Annotated in this window: 15 protein-coding genes; 6 read left to right on the forward strand and 9 right to left on the reverse strand. The window is 60.9% G+C overall.

What is annotated here, in order from left to right; translation table 11 throughout:
- Position 1: 1 nt before the first annotated feature.
- From ACEVJK_RS02100 to ACEVJK_RS02125, 6 genes are all read right to left on the reverse strand, one after another.
- Positions 2-949, reverse strand: a complete 948-nt coding sequence (locus tag ACEVJK_RS02100) for a beta-ketoacyl-ACP synthase III (RefSeq protein WP_374739870.1) — start codon at positions 947-949, stop codon at positions 2-4.
- On the reverse strand, positions 946-1,767 hold the full coding sequence (locus tag ACEVJK_RS02105) for an acetyl-CoA carboxylase carboxyltransferase subunit alpha (protein WP_186852757.1): 822 nt from the start codon (positions 1,765-1,767) through the stop codon (positions 946-948). The genes ACEVJK_RS02100 and ACEVJK_RS02105 overlap by 4 nt, the downstream gene beginning before the upstream one ends.
- Entirely contained in the window at positions 1,764-2,618 is an 855-nt protein-coding gene (gene accD / locus ACEVJK_RS02110; RefSeq protein ID WP_262669263.1) for an acetyl-CoA carboxylase, carboxyltransferase subunit beta, read from the reverse strand. Before accD ends, ACEVJK_RS02105 begins: the two co-directional genes overlap by 4 nt.
- The gene (accC, locus tag ACEVJK_RS02115; RefSeq protein WP_374739871.1) at positions 2,615-4,006 is read right to left on the reverse strand and encodes an acetyl-CoA carboxylase biotin carboxylase subunit; all 1,392 of its coding nucleotides are present in this window, start codon (positions 4,004-4,006) and stop codon (positions 2,615-2,617) included. The genes accD and accC overlap by 4 nt, the downstream gene beginning before the upstream one ends.
- Complete coding sequence (locus tag ACEVJK_RS02120; RefSeq protein ID WP_147570748.1) at positions 4,000-4,431, reverse strand: biotin/lipoyl-containing protein; 432 nt, start codon at positions 4,429-4,431, stop codon at positions 4,000-4,002. The genes accC and ACEVJK_RS02120 overlap by 7 nt, the downstream gene beginning before the upstream one ends.
- Before the next feature lie 63 nt (positions 4,432-4,494).
- On the reverse strand, positions 4,495-4,725 hold the full coding sequence (locus ACEVJK_RS02125) for an acyl carrier protein (RefSeq protein ID WP_147570749.1): 231 nt from the start codon (positions 4,723-4,725) through the stop codon (positions 4,495-4,497).
- Positions 4,726-4,941: 216 nt separating this feature from the next.
- Here ACEVJK_RS02125 and ACEVJK_RS02130 point away from each other — a divergent pair, with 216 nt between their 5' ends.
- On the forward strand, positions 4,942-6,369 hold the full coding sequence (locus ACEVJK_RS02130) for an FAD-dependent oxidoreductase (RefSeq protein WP_262669266.1): 1,428 nt from the start codon (positions 4,942-4,944) through the stop codon (positions 6,367-6,369).
- Positions 6,370-6,425: 56 nt separating this feature from the next.
- Here the strand turns inward: ACEVJK_RS02130 and ACEVJK_RS02135 are convergent, their stop codons facing one another.
- From ACEVJK_RS02135 to ACEVJK_RS02145, 3 genes are all read right to left on the reverse strand, one after another.
- On the reverse strand, positions 6,426-7,646 hold the full coding sequence (locus ACEVJK_RS02135) for a dicarboxylate/amino acid:cation symporter (protein ID WP_147570750.1): 1,221 nt from the start codon (positions 7,644-7,646) through the stop codon (positions 6,426-6,428).
- A 72-nt stretch (positions 7,647-7,718) separates the two neighbouring features.
- Positions 7,719-8,684, reverse strand: a complete 966-nt coding sequence (locus tag ACEVJK_RS02140; protein ID WP_262669267.1) for a threonine/serine dehydratase — start codon at positions 8,682-8,684, stop codon at positions 7,719-7,721.
- Positions 8,685-8,804: 120 nt separating this feature from the next.
- Positions 8,805-10,520 carry a glutamine--tRNA ligase/YqeY domain fusion protein gene (locus ACEVJK_RS02145; RefSeq protein WP_186852762.1) on the reverse strand — a complete coding sequence of 572 codons (1,716 nt, stop codon included), beginning with the start codon at positions 10,518-10,520 and terminating at the stop codon, positions 8,805-8,807.
- A gap of 229 nt (positions 10,521-10,749) precedes the next feature.
- Between ACEVJK_RS02145 and ACEVJK_RS02150 the strand changes: the two genes are divergently transcribed.
- The 5 genes from ACEVJK_RS02150 to ACEVJK_RS02170 all read left to right on the forward strand — a co-directional run bounded on the left by ACEVJK_RS02150 (position 10,750) and on the right by ACEVJK_RS02170 (position 16,263).
- Positions 10,750-10,950 carry a 4Fe-4S dicluster domain-containing protein gene (locus ACEVJK_RS02150; protein WP_147570753.1) on the forward strand — a complete coding sequence of 67 codons (201 nt, stop codon included), beginning with the start codon at positions 10,750-10,752 and terminating at the stop codon, positions 10,948-10,950.
- On the forward strand, positions 10,947-11,528 hold the full coding sequence (locus ACEVJK_RS02155) for a 4Fe-4S binding protein (protein WP_374739872.1): 582 nt from the start codon (positions 10,947-10,949) through the stop codon (positions 11,526-11,528). Before ACEVJK_RS02150 ends, ACEVJK_RS02155 begins: the two co-directional genes overlap by 4 nt.
- Before the next feature lie 65 nt (positions 11,529-11,593).
- On the forward strand, positions 11,594-12,442 hold the full coding sequence (locus tag ACEVJK_RS02160; protein WP_374739873.1) for an NAD(P)/FAD-dependent oxidoreductase: 849 nt from the start codon (positions 11,594-11,596) through the stop codon (positions 12,440-12,442).
- 75 nt (positions 12,443-12,517) lie between these two features.
- Positions 12,518-12,829: a thioredoxin gene (trxA, locus tag ACEVJK_RS02165; protein WP_262669271.1), complete on the forward strand. Its 312-nt coding sequence runs from the start codon at positions 12,518-12,520 to the stop codon at positions 12,827-12,829.
- A 281-nt stretch (positions 12,830-13,110) separates the two neighbouring features.
- Complete coding sequence (locus ACEVJK_RS02170; RefSeq protein ID WP_374739874.1) at positions 13,111-16,263, forward strand: UvrD-helicase domain-containing protein; 3,153 nt, start codon at positions 13,111-13,113, stop codon at positions 16,261-16,263.
- Positions 16,264-16,312: the final 49 nt, after the last annotated feature.

Below are 16,312 nucleotides of genomic sequence, written 5' to 3' on the forward strand. Positions count from 1 at the left end.
CTCAAGCAAATTCCACCAGGGCTCCGCCCCAGGTAAGTCCGCCGCCGAAGCCGACCACCAGGACCCGGCTGCCGGGGCCGACGGTGCCCGCCTCCTCCAGCTCGCTGAGGACCAGGGGGATGCTGGCCGCGGAGGTGTTGCCGTATTCGGCGATATTTTTATAGTATTTTTTCGGCGGAATATGGTATTTCCGGACCACCAGGTCGATGATCCGGGCGTTGGCCTGGTGAAAGACGAAGAAATCCACATCGTCCATAGTCTTTCCAGTCCTGGCTAGTACCTGGTCCACGCACCAGGGCACCGCCTCCACGGCGAATTTAAAGACTCGGGTCCCCTCCATTTGGATAACCGAGGGCTCCCCAGTACCTGGGCCGGCGATACGCAGGATATGCTCATCCCCGTGGCAGCCCAAAACTGCGCTGATAGAGGGCCAGTCCTGCCGGCACTCTACCACAGCGGCTCCAGCCCCGTCCCCAAAGAGGATACAGGTGCTCCGGTCATTCCAGTCCACCATGCGGCTGAGTACCTCGGCTCCCACCACCAGGCCGTATTTTCTGGGGGAGGAATTGAGCAGGCACTCCATGGTGTGCAGGGCAAAGAGGAATCCGGTGCAGGCGGCGTTCAGGTCAAAGCAGATGATGTCGTTGGGCAGCCCCAGCTCCCGCTGAAGGGCGCAGGCAGCGGAGGGCACGATGGTATCCGGGCTGACGGTGGCCACGATGCAGGCCCCGATTTCCTCCGGGGCCACCCCCGCTTTGTCCAGCGCCTGCCGGGCGGCGGCGGCGCACAGGCTGTTGTGGCTCTCGGTCTCACAGTGGTGCCGCCGGCGGATGCCGGTACGGCTGCTGATCCACGCGTCGTTGGTATCCATGATCTTGGACAGATCATCATTGGTCACTACATGGGCCGGGACACACCGGCCCATGCCTTTGATCTTGATCCCGTTCATTGGCTCTCCTTCTGGGGAGCGGCCGCCCCCATTTTTCTGAATTTCTGATAGCGGTTGGCGGCCAGATCGGCGGGCTTTTTCTTCAAAAGCTCCCCCAGATGGCGGCTGATAGCCTGGTCCACCTGCTCAAAAGTGATGGCAGGGGCCAGATGGGCGCCGCCCTGGGGCTCGGGGATGACGCTGTCCACCACCCCCAGCTCCAGCAGGTCCGGGGCGGTGAGCTTCATCAGCTGGCAGGCCTCCTCATGGCGGGCGGCGTCTTTCCACAGGATGGAGGCAAATCCCTCAGGGGACAGGATGGCGTACACCGCGTTCTCCAACATAAGGACCCGGTCGGCCACCCCTAAAGCCAGAGCGCCGCCGCTGTTCCCCTCGCCGGTGATCAGGGCGATGACCGGGACAGTGAGCTGGCTCATCTCCATCAGGTTCCGGGCGATAGCCTCCCCCTGCCCTCTGGCCTCGGCCTCCAAACCGGGGTAGGCCCCGGAGGTATCAATAAAGGTGAGGATGGGGCGGCCAAATTTTTCCGCCTGCCTCATCAGGCGCAGGGCCTTACGGTAGCCCTCCGGGTTGGGCATGCCAAAGTTACACTTCAGGTTTTCCTCCAGGTCCTTCCCCTTCCGGGTGCCGATGACCGTGACAGGCCGGCCGTGGTACAGGGCGATACCGCCCAGAATGGCCGGGTCCTCACCGCACAGCCGGTCCCCTTTCTGCTCAAAAAAGTCGGTGAACAGAGCCTGGATATAGTCGTTGATATTGGGCCGCTGGGGGTGCCGGGCGATGGCGACCCGCTGGGCGGCGGTCAAGGTATCGCTCATGGGCGGCCTCCCTTCTGGTGGAGAAGGAGCAGTTGGGAGATGGTGTCCCTCAGCTTCGACCGGGGGACCACCTGGTCCACAAAGCCATGCTCCTCCTGGTACTCCGCCCGTTGGAAGCCCTCAGGCAGAGTTTGGCCAATGGTCTGCTGGATAACCCGGGGACCGGCAAAGCCAATGAGGGCTCCGGGCTCCGCCAGAATGATGTCCCCCAGGGAGGCAAAGCTGGCGGTGACCCCGCCGGTGGTGGGGTCGGTGAGGACGGAGATATAAAGCAGGCCCTTTTGTGAAAAGCGAGCCAGAGCCGCGCTAGTCTTGGCCATCTGCATCAGAGACAGGATGCCCTCCTGCATCCGAGCGCCGCCGCTGGCGGCAAAGAGGATGAGGGGCAGCTTGTTTTTAGTTGCATACTCGATGCCCAAAGTAATCTTTTCTCCCACAGCGGCGCTCATGGAGCCCATCAGAAACCGGCTGTCCAACACCCCCACCACGCACTTGCGGCCATCCACAGTGCCGGTGGCGATGACGGCAGCTTCATTGAGGCCGGTTTTTCGCCGGCTCTCCTCCAGCTTGGACTTGTAGCCGGGGAAGGATAAGGGATCGCCGGCGGGCAACTTTTCAAACAGCTCCCGAAAGGAGCCGGAGTCCAAAATGGTGCTGAGGCGGTAATAGGCTCCGATGGGGAAGTGGTAGCCGCACAGAGGACAGACAAAGAGATTCTGGGACACGGCCTGCCGCTCGCTGATCTGGGAACATTTGGGGCAGGTCATGGCCTTCTCATTGGGCACATAGCGTTCCCGCAGGGCCTTCATGGCCAGCAGGCGGGACCGGCGCTGGGCAAAGATGTTGTTCACTGGGCCCCCTCACTTTCTTCCAGCCGGCGGCTGAAGTCCAGCAGCTCGGCCAGATTCTCGTCCAAAAACGCTGTGGTGCAGCTTCCCCGAACAAAGGCCGGGTGGTACAGGATCTGATAGGACAGCTCCGCGTTGGTGGCAAAGCCCTCCAGGGCAAACTCCTCCAGACAGCGGCGCATCCGCTTGATTGCCTCCAGCCGGGTGGGGGCGTGGACCAGCAGCTTGGCCGCCATGGAGTCATAGTAAGGAGACAGGGTACATCCGTTATACAGGCAGGAGTCCACCCTGACGCCCGGCCCGCCAGGAAAGTGGAGGAACTCCACAGTTCCGGGACAGGGCTGAAAATTTTTCCCAGGGTCCTCAGCGTTAATGCGGCATTCGATGGAATGCCCGGTGAGGCACACCTCCCGCTGGTTCACATCCAGGGGCAGGCCGGAGGCGATTCGCAGCTGCTGACGGACCAGGTCTACCCCGGTAATCAGCTCAGTGATGCCGTGCTCCACCTGGATGCGGGTGTTCATCTCCATAAAATAAAAGTGAGTCCCGTCCGAGTCCAGCAGAAATTCCACCGTACCCGCGTTCTCATAGCCCACCGCCTGGGCGGCCCGGACGGCGGCGGCTCCCATCTCTGCCCGCAGTTCAGGGGTGAGGCACCAGGCGGGGGCCTCCTCGATCAGCTTCTGGTTGCGGCGCTGGACCGAGCAGTCCCGGTCCCCCAAGTGGATCACATTTCCCTGACGGTCAGCCAGGATCTGGAACTCAATGTGGCGGGGCCGCAGGATCAGCTTTTCCAGATACATCTGGTCGTCGCCGAAGCAGGCCCGGGCCTCCGCCTTGGCAGACTGAAAGGCGGCGGGCAGCTCCTCCGGAGAGTTGCATCGGCGGATGCCCCGGCCGCCCCCGCCAGCGGAGGCCTTCAGCAGTACCGGGTAGCCAACCCGCTCCGCCCAGATTAGGGCCTGTTCCACCGTATCTACCGGCCCATCAGAGCCGGGCGTCACCGGCACGCCGGCCCGCCGCATAAGATCCCGCGCGGCGGACTTGGAGCCGGCCTTACGAATGGTGTCACCAGAGGGCCCAATAAAGGTGATCCCCTCCCTGACACACAGGTCGGCGAAGTCGGCGTTTTCTGACAGGAAGCCATAGCCGGGATGGATTCCATCGCACCCCGTGGCTTTGGCGGCGGTGAGCAGGGCGGACTGGTTAAGGTAGCTGTCCGCGGCCTTAGCCGGTCCAATGCAGAGGGACTGGGTGGCCAGCTGGACATGGAGGGCCTCTTGATCCGCCTTGGAATAGACGGCTACGGTTTCAATACCCGCCTCCCGGCAGGCCCGGAGGATGCGCAGGGCGATCTCTCCCCGGTTGGCGATGAGCACCCGCTTCAGCATGGCTGATAGCGGAAGAGGGGCTCGTCAAAGGCCGCCAGCTGTCCGTCGGCCTTCAGCACCTCCTCAATGACACAGTCACAGGGAGCGGGGATCTCGCTCATCATCTTCATAGCCTCGATGAGGCACAGGGGCTGGCCCTTCTTCACCCGGTCGCCCACGGATACAAAGGGGGGCTGGCCGGGAGCCGGCGCGGCGTAGTAGGTGCCCACCAGGGGGGCGTTGACAGTGGGCCCGCTGTTCCGGTCGGGGCGAGACTCCCCCCCGGTGGGACGGGGCGCGGGGGCAGAGGGGACTGCAGAGGCGGTGGAGACAGGCGCCCCTCCCCGGCTCAACTCTATGGAAAAGTCCTGGGTGGACAGCTTTAAGGTGTGGAGAGAGCTGTCCTCAAACCGGGAGATCAGATCAAAAATTTCTTGGTTGGTCATGAAAATTCCCTTTCATAGAAAGTGGTCCCGCCGGAAAAGAGATTGTCTTCCGGCGGGAGCCTGTCAGTTGCTGTGGTCCTTGAGGTAGTTCATGATGTCGCCGACGACCTTCATCTGGGCCAGGGAGTCGTCGTCGATGGAAACGCCGGTGGCCTCCTCCAGCGCCATGGCCAGCTCCACAGAGGCCAGAGAGTCGGCGCCCAGGTCATCCACCAAGGCGGCCTCCAGGGTCACCTGCTCCACGTCGCAGCCCAGAGATTCGGCGATGATATTACGTACCTGCTCAAAGTCCATACGGATTCTCCTCATTCTTGAAATTCAATTATTTTATTTAAAAAATTTTAACTAAAATAATTTAAACACATTGTATGCAGAGAAGGGGCGATTGTCAAGCAAAATTTTGTCGGGGAAAAAATATTTCCATCTATGCGGAAAATCCATCTGGGGATAAAGAAGGCTTTTTTGGCGCATCTATACAAGGGTAAAAAACAAAAAGAGAGGGGTGGCGTGATGTCGTCCATTTGGGAGCAGACCGTCCGGAGAGAAGATCGGCCTCCCCTGGCGGGAGATATCCAGGTCCAGGCGGTAGTAATCGGGGGCGGGATGGCAGGTATCCTGACTGCCAAAGAGCTGGCTGGGCGGGGAGTGCACACCGTAGTGTTGGAGGCTGGACGGCTGGGCGGCGGTCAGACCGGCAGGACCACCGCCAAGATCACCGCCCAGCATGGCATGATATATCAGGGCCTGATCCTCCATTTTGGAAAGGAAAAGGCTAGGCAGTATGCCCTGGCCAACCAGCGGGCGGTGGAGCGATACCGGGGGATGATAGAGCAGGCGGGTGTGCTCTGTGATTTTCAGACCTGTCCGGCCTATCTCTACTCCCGTTTGGCGGCGGAACCGCTGGAGCGGGAGGAGGAAGCCTGCCGCCGGCTGGGCCTGTCAGTGGGATTTACAACCCAAACGACTCTCCCTTTCCCAGTAAAGGCAGCGCTGCGGATGGAGGGGCAGGCCCTGTTCCATCCGCTAAAATTTCTCCACTGGGCCGCCGAGGGTCTGACTGTGTACGAGGACACTCCAGTGACGGCGGTGCGGGGGGACGAAGTATTGACGCCGAAAGGTAAAGTGAGGGCCGAACATATCGTCTTTGCCACCCACTATCCCTTTGTCAACCTGCCCGGCTTCTATTTTACCCGGCTCCACCAGGAGCGCAGCTATGCGGTCGCCCTAAAAGGGACGGGAGAACTGGACGGGGCCTATTATGGGGTAGACCCGGGCGGCCTGTCCCTTCGGCCCTTCGGCTCCATGGTGCTGCTGGGGGGCGGCGGACACCGGACCGGGGACAACCGGGCCGGGGGACAGTACCAGATGCTGGAGGACAGTGCCGAACGGCTGTGGCCAAACTGCCAGGTGGCAGCACGCTGGTCGGCCCAGGACTGCATCACACTGGACGGAGTGCCATATATCGGCACCTTTAGCCCAACCAGGCCGCGGTGGTATGTGGCCACCGGCTTTGGCAAGTGGGGAATGACATCCTCTATGGTAGCCTCAGAGCTCATCGCAGACCAGATCTGCGGCAAGGAGAATGCTCTGGCTCCTATTTTTTCTCCCCGTCGCTTCAGTATGCTGGCGGCCAGAACCATGGCGAAAGAGGGGGGCCAGGCCGCACGGGGGCTGGCCAGGGCGGTCTTTGCCCAGGGAGAGGGCTCGCTGGACGGGCTCCCTCCGGGCCACGGCGGCCTGGTATCCTGGCAGGGGAAAAAGGTAGGCGCCTACCGGGATAAGGAGGGGCAGCTCTACCTAGTGGACCCACGCTGCCCCCACATGGGCTGCCAGCTGGAGTGGAACCCAGAGGAACGGAGCTGGGACTGCCCCTGCCATGGCTCTCGGTTTGACTATGAGGGCCGCCTTCTGGACGGACCAGCCCAGACGGGACTATAAAATAAAATCCACCCGGCGCTGATGCGTCCGGGTGGATTTTTATAATGTGAAATGGCTTACAGGCCGGCAGACCGGGGTGCCTCATGGATATTGTGCTTCTTGGCGTAGCCGGTAAGCATGAGGGTCAGGGCCCCATCGCCAGTGACATTACAGGCGGTGCCAAAGCTGTCCTGGAGGGCGAAAATGGTCATCATCAGGCCCGTACCAGTATCGTCAAAGCCCAGGACACTGATGATGAGTCCCAGAGAAGCCATGACCGTACCGCCAGGAACACCAGGAGCGCCCACGGCGAAAATGCCCAGCAAAAGGCAGAACAGAACCATGGTCAGGGGCTCAGGCAGCTTTCCATAGAGCACCTGGGATACCGTCATCACGAAGAATACCTCGGTCAGCACCGATCCGCACAGGTGGATGTTGGCGAACAGAGGGATACCAAAGTCCACCATATCACGGCGCAAAACGGAGGACTTTTGGGCGCAGCGCAGAGCCACAGCCAGGGTGGCGGCGGAGGACATAGTACCCACAGCGGTGAGGTAGGCGGGGCCGTAGTGCTTCACAACCTCCATAGGATTGGAGCCGGAATAGGCACCGGCCAGGCCGTACAACACGGTCATCCAGATGAAGTGACCCACTATGACGATGAGGATAACAATGAGGAATACAGGCAGCTGTTTGGTAATGGAGCCCTCAAAGGCCAGGCCACAGAAGGTGGCGGCAATGAAGAAGGGCAGGATGGGGATGACCACCTTGGTCACGATGGAAAGTACAATCTGCTGAAACTCCTCCAGGACCTGGGTAGTGGTACGGGCGTGTGTCCAGGTGGCAGCCAGCCCTACCAGCACCGAGAAGATCAGAGCGGACATGACAGTCATAATGGGGGCGATCTCCAGGTCGAAGAGCAGTTCAGGGAGCTCCCGCAGCCCCTCGGCCGCGGACTGGATGGACAGGCTGGGGATAATAGCGTAGCCGGCCCCCATGGACATCAGCGCGGCGCACACAGAGGACGCATAGGCCAGGATTAGGGCCAGGCCCAGCATCTTAGAGGCGTTGGACCGAAGCCGTGTGATGGAGGGGGCGATAAAGCCAATGATGATGAGGGGAACACAGAAATTGATCAGAGAGCCCAGCAGGCTCTTGACTGTGAGGACCACCTGCATAATCATGCTGCCCACATCGGTCTCTCCGATATACAGATTGGCGGAGAACAGGCCCAGAGCGATACCGACGATCACGCCGATGATGAGCCGTGCGGGAAGACTGCCCAAAAATTTTTTCATAGGGAACACGTCCTTTCCGATACTTACGGCACAGCCGCAGGGGAAGCTATACTTATGCCGGAAAAATCGCTTTTATGCCTGTACGTCGGCCAGAAGCTGTGCGGCCAGAGCCGGGTCCACGTTGCCGCCCGACAGAACAAAGGCCACCTTCTGGCCCTTCTCCACAGGCAGCCGGCCAGCCAGAGCGGCGGCCACAGGGAGGGCGCCGGAGGGCTCCACCATCAGCTTGGCCTTTGTCATCAGCAGCACCATCGCCTGACGGATATGGTCGTCGTCCGCCGTGCAGAGCTCATCCACCTTATCCTGGATCATCTCAAAGTTGAACAGGGTCGCGTGGTCCGTGCGGGTACCGTCGGCGATGGTGTCCACTTTATCCAGGGTGACAGGCTGTCCGGCAGCCCGGCTGCGGGCATATCGGTCCGCCCCAGCGGGCTCTACACCAATGGTCTTGACCTGGGGAGCCAGGCCCTTGACGGCGGTAGCAACGCCGGAAATAAGTCCGCCGCCGCCAATGGGGACCGCCACAGCGTCCAAAGCGGGCTGGTCCTCGATGATCTCCAGTCCAATGGTGCCCTGTCCGGCGGCCACATAGGGGTCGGCATAGGGATGGACGTTCACCATGCCCTCCTGCTCCACCAGCTGGGCAGCTCTTCCCTCCCTCTGGGAGCCCAGAGTGCCCACCAGCTCCACCTGGCCGCCGAAAGCCTTGACACCGGCCAGCTTGACCGGGTTGGCATTGGTAGGCATAACGATGACCGCCCGGGCTCCTAGACGGTGTGCGGCACAGGCCACCCCCTGGGCGTGATTGCCAGAGGAGGCGCACACGATACCCCGGTCCAGTTCCTCCTGAGTCAGAGACAGGGCCTTGTTCATGGCGCCCCGGAGCTTAAAGGCACCCATCACTTGGAAGCCTTCAAATTTCAGATACACCTCGCAGCCCAGCGCCTCGTCCAGGGCGGGCACTCGGAGCAGTGGTGTGCGGGTAATATACGGAGCGATGCGGCTCTGGGCCGCCTGGACATCTTGAAGTGAAATCATAAAAGTTTTCCTCCTTTTTATGGTACTTTAATTAAAGCACACTATGGCGGAAAGAGCAAGGTATAACAGAGAAAAGGCAGAGAAAAACCCCGGACCCAGAGGGTCCGGGGCGGAGAGAAATCATTTTCCAGGCTTGAAACCGTCCTTTAGGCTGACAGCCCGGTTGAATACCAACGCTCCGGGCTTGGAGTCCTTGGAGTCGGCGCAGAAATAGCCCAGGCGGAGGAACTGGAACCGGTCGGCAGGCTGGGCGGCGGCCAGAGAGGCCTCCAGCTTGCAGCCCTCCAGCACCTCCAGAGAGCCGGGGTTCAGGCAGTCCAGGAAGTCCTTGTCCCCGCCGTCTGGATTCTCGTCAGCAAAGAGGTTATCGTACAGCCGGACCTGAGCGTCCACGGCGGTGGAGGCGTCCACCCAGTGGATGGTAGCCCCCTTCACCTTCCGGCCGTCAGCGGGATTCCCGCCGGAGCTGTCCGGGTCATAGGTGGCTAGGATCTCTACCACCCGACCGCTCTCGTCCTTGACACAGCCGGTGCAGGTAATCAGATAGGCTCCCTTCAGGCGGCACTCCGGGCCCTCGGGATACAGCCGCTTATACTTGGGGATGGGCTGTTCCATAAAGTCCTCCTCCTCCACATACAGGTGGCGGGAGAAGGTGACAGAGCGGGTGCCGGCGGCGGGATCGTTGGGGTTGTTCTCCACCTGGAAGGTCTCAGACTGGCCCTCAGGGTAGTTGGTGATGGTCAGCTTAATGGGGCGCAGCACGGCCATGGCCCGCTGGGCGTGGTCGTTCAGGTCCTCCCGCAGACAGTGCTCCAAAAAGCCGTACTCCACGGTGGAGGTGTTCTTGGCCACACCGATGCGGTCGCAGAAGTTCCGAATGGCGGCGGGGGTGTAGCCCCGGCGGCGCAGGCCACACAGGGTGGGCATCCGGGGGTCATCCCAGCCGGACACATAGCCCTCCTCCACCAGCTTGCGCAGCTTCCGCTTGCTCATGACAGTATAGTTGATGCCCAGGCGGGCGAACTCGATCTGCCGGGGGCGGCTGGGCACGTCGGTGTTGTTGATGACCCAGTCGTACAGGGGGCGGTGGTCCTCATACTCCAGGGAACACAGGGAGTGGGTGATGCCCTCCAGGGCATCCTGGATGGGGTGGGCAAAGTCGTACATAGGGAAGATACACCACTTGGTGCCCTGGCGGTGGTGCTCAATATACCGAATGCGATAGAGCACCGGGTCCCGCATATTAAAGTTTCCGCTGGCCAGGTCGATCTTGGCCCGGAGGGTGTACTTGCCTTCAGGGAACTCGCCGGCCCGCATCCGCTGAAACAAATCCAGGGACTCCTCAACGGGGCGGTCCCGCCAGGGGGAGCGGGCTGGGGTGTTCACATCGCCCCGGTACTCCTTAAACTGCTCCGGGGTGAGTTCACACACGTAGGCTAATCCTTTTTTGATCAGGCCGATGGCCAGCTCATAGGTCTTCTCAAAGTAGTCGCTGCCGTAAAAGAACCGGTCTCCCCAGTCGAAGCCCAGCCAGTGGATGTCCTCCTGGATGGCGTCCACGAACTCCGTGTCCTCCTTGGCGGGGTTGGTGTCGTCCATGCGCAGATTGCAGATGCCGCCGAATTTTTCAGCGGAGCCAAAGTCGATGATCAGCGCCTTGCAGTGGCCGATGTGAAGATAACCGTTGGGTTCGGGAGGGAAACGGGTGTGGACCTGCATCCCGGCGAACCGCCCTCCTTCGGAGATATCCTCCTGGATGAACTGGTGGATAAAGTTCTGGCTCTCGCCAGATTCCCCATCCGTGCCGCCGGCGGCAATCTTGATCTCTTCCGACATATGTGTCCCTCCTGTTTCTTTTCCAGGTATGAAGGTCTGGCAGACCGACATAGCATTAACTGGTTCATTCTACACCATTCTTGATATGGATTGCAAGGGTTTCCTACGGATATTCTGTCCTTCCGGGGGGAAGTTAAAAAACTTTTGGAAAAATTTGTCCCTGTGTGACAAGGTTACGGAAGAAACCGGGGGTGGCAGATAGAATCATAGCAGAAAGGGGGCCACGGAAATGACTGGGAGAAAAGCGGTAGTAGACCGGCGGCTGTGCGTAGCCTGCGGCACCTGTGTCAAGGTATGTCCCAAGGAGGCGATTGCCGTGCGCAAGGGGCTGTACGCGGAGGTTTCCCTGCAACAATGCGTAGGCTGTGGTCTCTGCGCCAGAGCCTGTCCGGCAGACATTATTCAGATTAGGGAGGTGGCAGCCGGATGAATCGGCAAAAGCGTTGGTATGATTATCTCTGGGTGGCGTCCCTGCTCTATCTGATCCTGGGATTTTTTAATATCTTGTTTGCCTGGCTGGGTCTACTGTGTTTCGCGATCCCACTGATCATGGCGGCAGCGGGCAAGGACAAGGGGTACTGCAACCGCTACTGCGGCCGGGGGCAGCTGTTTGCCCTGCTGGGAGGAAAATGGAAGCTGTCCCGCGGACTCCCGATCCCCCATTGGCTCAAGTCCAAATGGTTTCGATATGGTTTTCTAACCTTCTTCATGGCCATGTTTCTCAATATGCTCTACGTCACCTGGCTGGTGTTTGCCGGAGTCGGGGAGCTAAGGCAGGCGGTTACACTGCTGTGGACCTTCAAGCTGCCCTGGCACTGGGCCTATCCGGTTCAGGTCACTCCTTGGATCGCGCAGTTTGCCTTTGGTTTTTACAGCGTTATGTTTACCTCCACAGTGCTGGGCCTGGTCACCATGTTCCTGTTCCGCCCCCGAACCTGGTGCGTCTACTGTCCGATGGGTACCATGACACAGATGATCTGCACGGTCAAGCACGGAAGAAAGGGATAGTTTTTTCTATTTGCAAGAACGAAAAAATGGATATAATATAGAATATATAGAAAGAAGGTGGCTCCATGACCTATGATATCATCGTATTGGGCAGCGGCCCGGCGGGGCTGGCTGCCGCTGTTGGGGCCAGGGGCCGGGGCAAGCGCGTGCTGGTCATTGGCAATCGGTGGCAGGACAGCCCCCTGGCCCGGGCGGAGCAGGTAGACAACTACCTGGGCCTGCCCGGTCGGACTGGGCATGAGATGCTGGAGGAATTCCAGCGCCACGCCGAGCAGCTGGGGACCGAGTTTCTGACCGGAAAAGCCATCTCCCTCATGGCTTGGAAGGGGTTTATGGTCACGGTGGGCAGCCAGGTGTACGACAGCCGGGCCCTGATCCTGGCCCCTGGGGTCATCCGCCAGGCCAAATATCCCGGCGAGGAGGAGTATCTGGGCCGGGGTGTGAGCTACTGTGCGACCTGTGACGGAATGCTCTACCGGAACAAGCCCGTCGTGGTGGTGGGGCGTTCCCCGGACGCCCCACATGAGGCCAACTATCTGAAAAGCCTAGGGTGCCAGGTCACCTATGTCGCCGCCAGAGAGCCCCAGGGACTGGATCAGGAGATTCCCTTTGTCCGGGCCGGTCGGCTGGCGGTCAAGGGGGAGCAGGCCGTCACCGCCCTGGAGGCGGACGGAGCCTCTATTCCCTGCGCCGGCATTTTTATCCTGCGCCAGGCGGTGGCCCCCACCGATCTGCTCCCCGCCCTGGAGACGGAGGAGGGCTACATCAGGGTGGACCGCCGGATGGCCACCAATGTAGAGGGTGTGTTCGCTGCCGGCGACTGTACTGGCGGGCCCCTTCAGGTGGCCAAAGCGGTCGGAGAGGGCCACGTGGCCGCACTATCTGCCTGTGAATATCTAGACCAGATAAAATAAAGTGGTCGATATCCCCCCGCTGATGATAGGGGACAAAAAACTAATATTAAAAAATACAGGAAAGGAAGTATACAAATGACTCATTTCAACAAAGAGAGCTTCGATAAGGCCTTGGACCAAGGCAAGCTGATGATGGTGGACTTCTGGGCTGACTGGTGCGGCCCCTGCCGTATGCTGGGTCCTGTCATCGAGGACCTGGCTGACCGGTACGAGGGAAAGGCCGTAGTCGGCAAGGTAAATGTGGATGATGAGCAGGAGCTGGCTATCCGATATGGCGTCATGTCCATCCCCACTGTCATCTTCTTCAAGGATGGCAAGGAGATTGACCGGAAGGTGGGCGTCATGCCAGAGAGCGCCTTCACCGAGGTGCTGGACAAGGAGCAGTAAGAGCTCTTGTGGAAGGATTTCAGGGGAGAGGGAAACCTCTCCCCTTCCTCTTTTCTCTGCCAGGACTGGCAGGTGGCAGGGTCATTGCGTCTTATTTTTCTTTTGCCGACAAGGAAACTTCAAACATACATTTCGCGCCTTCTTTTTCGCAATCTTAAATCCGCTCAATTGGTTTTAACCGGCAATCCATATCGGCATCGGAATCTTTCTCCGCCTGTGTTGCGCTTCCCTGAAAAAAAGTTATAATAGAAGTCGAATCCTGTTGAAAGAGGGGATATATTTTGTACATTGCCGACCTTCATATCCACTCCCGGTTTTCCCGCGCCACCAGCAGGGACTGCGACGCCCCTCACCTGGACTGGTGGGCCCGGCGGAAGGGCATCCAACTGCTGGGCACCGGGGATTTCACTCATCCGGCCTGGCGGGCCGAACTGAAGGAGCAGCTGCTCCCCCTGGGGGATGGGACTTACACCCTACGGGAGTCCTTCGCCCTGCCGGATGGTCTATCCTCCCCCCCGCCCCGATTCGTCGTCACTGGTGAGATCAGCTCCATCTATAAGCGGGATGGAAAGACCCGGAAGGTCCATAACCTTATCCTTCTCCCCTCTCTGGAGGCGGCGGACCTGCTGTCCACCAAGCTGGAGGCCATCGGGAACATCCGCTCCGACGGCCGGCCCATCCTCGGGCTGGACAGCCGGGATCTGCTGGAGCTGGCCCTGGACACCTGCCCGGAGGCGGAGTTCATTCCAGCTCATATCTGGACCCCTCACTTTGCCATGTTTGGGGCCTTCTCCGGCTTTGATTCCGTGGAGGAGTGCTTTGGTCCTCTTCGCTCCCACATCCATGCCGTGGAGACCGGCCTGTCCTCCGATCCGCCTATGAACTGGCGGGTGTCCGACCTGGACGGCCTCACCCTGGTTTCCAACTCCGACGCCCACTCCCCTGCCAAGCTGGGACGGGAGGCCAACCTGCTGGATGGAGACATCTCTTACTCCGGCCTGATCCACTCCATTCGAACAGGCCAGGACTTTCTGGGCACTGTGGAGTTCTTCCCCGAGGAGGGCAAGTACCACCTGGACGGCCACCGGAACTGCGGCGTCTGCCTCACTCCGGCGGAAACGCTGGCCAGAGGCGGCCTGTGCCCAGTCTGCGGCAGAAAGCTGACCATCGGCGTGGAGCACCGGGTGGAGGCCCTGGCCGACCGGCCCGCTGGCTTTCAGCCACAGAGGGCCAAGCCCTTCGAGAGTCTGGCTCCTCTACCAGAGGTTATCGCCGCCTCCACTGGCTCCTCCCCCACGGCAAAGGGGACCATGGAGCGGTACGAGAGCCTGCTCCACGGCCTGGGCCCAGAGTTCTATATCCTGCGCCAAGCCCCTATTCCAGACATCAGCCAGCTGGCCGGCCCCTGTGTGGCCGAGGGCATCCGCCGCCTGCGGCTGGGCGAGGTAGACCGCCGTCCGGGCTTTGACGGGGAGTATGGTGTCATCTCCCTTCTGACTCCCGGTGAGATCCAGCGATTCAGCGGTCAGTTTTCTCTTTTTGCCCCTGAGGAAAAGGGAGACTTCTCCCACAAATCCCAGGTCCTCCCCTCCCCCGCTGCCACCATCAAAGCGGCTGACGTCCCTCCTCGCGGGGAGGAATTGAACCCAGAGCAGCTGGCTGCTGTCACCGCCCCAGAGCCCGTGGTGGCCGTGGTGGCGGGGCCAGGTACAGGAAAGACCAAAACATTGGTCGCCCGTGTCGCCTATCTGGTGGAGGAGCTGGGGGTCCGCCCCCAGGAAATCACCGCTGTCACCTTCACAAACCAGGCCGCCGCCGAGATGCGCCAGCGGTTGGAGCGGCGTCTGGGCGGCAAGCGGGCTGTTTCCCCCATGACCATCGGAACTTTCCACGCCATCTGCCTGAAGCTGCTGGGCCAGGTCCGCCTAATCAGCCGGGGAGAGGGGCTGACAGCGGCCAGTCAGGTTCTCCAGTCTCTGGGCCGGAAAGGTTCCCCCAAGGAGCTGCTCCAAGGGGTGTCACAGGTCAAAAATGGGTTTTCTCTGGGGGAGGCCGGGTTGGATGAAGAGGCCTACCAGGCCTACTGCTCCTATTTGGCGGCGCTGGGCGTTCTGGATTTTGACGACCTGCTGGCGGAGGGACTGAAGGTGGACACCGCCGGGCGTAAAAACTTCCGCTATCTTCTGATCGATGAGTTTCAGGACATCAACGATACCCAGTACGCCCTTGCCCGGCAGTGGTCCCAGGGCAGCCGGAGCCTGTTTGTCATCGGAGACCCCGACCAGTCCATCTACGGATTCCGGGGGGCCAGTGGCCGCTGTTTTCAGCGGCTGGCAGAAGATCTGCCCCACTTACGCCAGATTTGCCTGGTGGAGAATTACCGCTCCACGCCCCAGGTGCTCCAGGCCGCCCTCCCTGTGATCCAAGCCGGGAAGGGCGACTCCAAAACGCTCTCCCCCAACTGCCCGCCCGGTCCTCCTGTGCGGCTTATCACCGCCCCGGACGACTTTGCCGAGGGGGTGTTGATCGCCAAGGAGATTGGACGGATGACCGGAGGGGTGGATATGCTGGAGGCCCAGCGCCTAGGCGCGTCACAGGAGGCCCGCGCCTTCTCCGATATCGCCGTCCTCTGCCGCACCCACCGGCAGCTGGAGCTGATTGAGAGCTGTCTCCGCCATGACGACATCCCCTGCGTCGTCAGCGGGCGGGAGGATTTCTGGGACTCCGACCTTGTCCGGGGAACCCTGGCCTTTTTCCGCTCTGTCCAGGTTCCCTGGGACGGGCCTGCGCTAGAGTCCGCCCTTCGCCTGGTGTTCCAGTGCCCCACTGACCTGGTCCAGAAGGCCCTGGCGGTGTGCCGGCCTCTGTCCTCTCTGGAAGAGCCGGTCCTGCGGGATGCCTTCCGTGGTTACGGCCACCTGGAGGCATGGCTGGATCAGGCCCTCTCCTGGCTCCCGCAGGTTCAAAAAGAAAAGCCTTGGCGGCTGGTGGAGCACTGGATCGAGCAGCGGGGCTCCTCCCCGGAGCTGGTACGGCTGAAAGGGGCGGCTGTGTTCCACCCTACCCTGGACAGCCTGTGGAACGCCCTGATCCTGGGCCAGGAGGGGGACCTGTGCCGGGCATCCGGCAAAGGCTGGCAGTCCGGAGCTGTCCGGCTTATGACACTCCACGCCTCCAAGGGGCTGGAGTTTCCGGCCGTCCTGCTGGCTGGTCTCAAGGCCGGCTCCCTGCCGCTGGAGACCAAGGGCAGGCCAGCCGATTTGGAGGAGGAGCGCCGGCTGTTCTATGTGGGCATGACCCGCGCCAAGGAGGAGCTGATCCTTACCACCGCCGGAGAGCCCTCCCTCTTCCTGGCAAACCTTCCGACAACGGTCCGGCGGGAAAGGCTGACCGCCCGTCCCGCTCCCCCCGCGGAGCAGCTCTCCCTGTTTTAGCGGACAGCAGTCTACGTTTCTTTCTCCATATCCACACAGGAAAAGGCGG

Source organism: Flintibacter sp. P01028, from assembly GCF_041925235.1.
Lineage (GTDB): Bacteria > Bacillota > Clostridia > Oscillospirales > Oscillospiraceae > Lawsonibacter > Lawsonibacter aceti.

Excerpts from the sequence above, each read along its gene's own strand:
- ACEVJK_RS02100 (WP_374739870.1), bottom strand. The coding sequence starts at position 949 with ATGAACGGGATCAAGATCAAAGGCATGGGCCGGTGTGTCCCGGCCCAT.
- ACEVJK_RS02105 (WP_186852757.1), bottom strand. The coding sequence starts at position 1,767 with ATGAGCGATACCTTGACCGCCGCCCAGCGGGTCGCCATCGCCCGGCAC.
- accC (WP_374739871.1), bottom strand. The coding sequence starts at position 4,006 with ATGCTGAAGCGGGTGCTCATCGCCAACCGGGGAGAGATCGCCCTGCGC.
- ACEVJK_RS02120 (WP_147570748.1), bottom strand. The coding sequence starts at position 4,431 with ATGACCAACCAAGAAATTTTTGATCTGATCTCCCGGTTTGAGGACAGC.
- ACEVJK_RS02125 (WP_147570749.1), bottom strand. The coding sequence starts at position 4,725 with ATGGACTTTGAGCAGGTACGTAATATCATCGCCGAATCTCTGGGCTGC.
- ACEVJK_RS02130 (WP_262669266.1), top strand. The coding sequence starts at position 4,942 with ATGTCGTCCATTTGGGAGCAGACCGTCCGGAGAGAAGATCGGCCTCCC.
- ACEVJK_RS02135 (WP_147570750.1), bottom strand. The coding sequence starts at position 7,646 with ATGAAAAAATTTTTGGGCAGTCTTCCCGCACGGCTCATCATCGGCGTG.
- ACEVJK_RS02140 (WP_262669267.1), bottom strand. The coding sequence starts at position 8,684 with ATGATTTCACTTCAAGATGTCCAGGCGGCCCAGAGCCGCATCGCTCCG.
- ACEVJK_RS02145 (WP_186852762.1), bottom strand. The coding sequence starts at position 10,520 with ATGTCGGAAGAGATCAAGATTGCCGCCGGCGGCACGGATGGGGAATCT.
- ACEVJK_RS02150 (WP_147570753.1), top strand. The coding sequence starts at position 10,750 with ATGACTGGGAGAAAAGCGGTAGTAGACCGGCGGCTGTGCGTAGCCTGC.
- ACEVJK_RS02155 (WP_374739872.1), top strand. The coding sequence starts at position 10,947 with ATGAATCGGCAAAAGCGTTGGTATGATTATCTCTGGGTGGCGTCCCTG.
- ACEVJK_RS02160 (WP_374739873.1), top strand. The coding sequence starts at position 11,594 with ATGACCTATGATATCATCGTATTGGGCAGCGGCCCGGCGGGGCTGGCT.
- trxA (WP_262669271.1), top strand. The coding sequence starts at position 12,518 with ATGACTCATTTCAACAAAGAGAGCTTCGATAAGGCCTTGGACCAAGGC.